This is a genomic window from Shewanella sp. 10N.286.52.A9 (assembly GCF_041468985.1).
Lineage (GTDB): Bacteria > Pseudomonadota > Gammaproteobacteria > Enterobacterales > Shewanellaceae > Shewanella > Shewanella japonica.
Map to the genome: position 1 here is coordinate 1 of NZ_JBFRJQ010000039.1, position 1174 is coordinate 1174.

Here is a 1174-nt window from a genome sequence, read left to right on the forward strand (position 1 = left end):
TACCGATTCCTTGACCAAGGCCCTGAGCTCCTCCATCGTTCGGCAGCGATAAAGCAAAAATTCATGCTTTAAAATACCATTCACACGCTCAGCCAGTGCATTTTGGTAGCAGTCATACCCATCCGTCATTGATGGCGTCATACCGCTGGCTGCTAATGCCATTTGGTATTCCTCTGAGCAATACTGCATCCCTCTGTCTGAGTGATGAATGATATGACCTGTTGTTTGACGACCCTTTACCGTCATATCCAGCGCTTTGACGACATCGCTCGCTTTCATCTCATGACTTAACTCGTACCCCATTATTTTTCTAGAATATGCGTCTGTCACCAGCGATAAGTAATGTGTTCCTTCATCTGATTTCACGTAGGTGATGTCGCTAACTAGCACTTCTTCTACTCGTTCAACAATCTTATCCTTAAGCAAATTAGGATGCTTTCTAAGCCAGTGATGACTATTCGTTGTTTTGGTGTAGTTTTTTCTCGGCTTCACCAACATATCTCGCTGTTTCAAGTATTGAAATAGCCCATCCCGACCGAGTTTTATGCCTTGCTCAACCAACTGTGGCTTGATGAGCTGGTAGAGCTTACGTGTCCCCAATCTTGGCATAAACTGGCGCCAATACTTCACCATCGACACAACGGGTTTAAGCCTTTCGGTTCTTGTTTCAGCACGTTGCTTCCATTGGTAAATCGCTTGTCTTGATAAATTGAATTGCCGACTCGCTGCCGCTAGCTTTACCGTGCCTTTTTCTTTGGCAATCCAGAGCGTTCGGCTAAGTACTTTTTTTCTAAATCAATACCATATTCATTTTTTAACAGTTCAACCATATCGCCATAAATCATATTTTTCATTTCTAGGTTAGAAACTTGCTTCTCTAATCGTTTAATTTTCTGGGCGGGGGTTTCTTTACTTTTAGACATAGGAGAGTGCTCAGTAGGGATTGTCCAGTCTAATCTACCATGCTTTCTCAACCATGTAAGGACGGTGCTTCGACCTTGGATACCGTAATGCTCTTGAGCTTGCTTATAGGTTAGCTCGCCTTTTTCTACTTGGCTGACGACGGCTAATTTAAAGCCTAATGTGTAATCACGCTGTGTTCGTTTAACGCTGATTGCGCTTGAAGGTTTCATAGATAAGTCTCCAAAGTGTCAACTTATCTCAGGACGGGACA

At 43.3% G+C, this 1174-nt stretch carries 1 protein-coding gene; it reads right to left on the bottom strand.

Annotated elements, in window-relative coordinates; translation table 11 throughout:
• A protein-coding gene (locus AB4128_RS20265; protein WP_372038752.1) for an IS3 family transposase occupies nucleotides 1–1133 on the bottom strand; the annotation gives its coding sequence in 2 pieces (ribosomal slippage) (nucleotides 1–782 and nucleotides 782–1133; 1134 coding nt annotated over the 2 pieces). This gene is flagged as partial in the annotation.
• Between the last annotated feature and the right edge of the window lie 41 nt (nucleotides 1134–1174).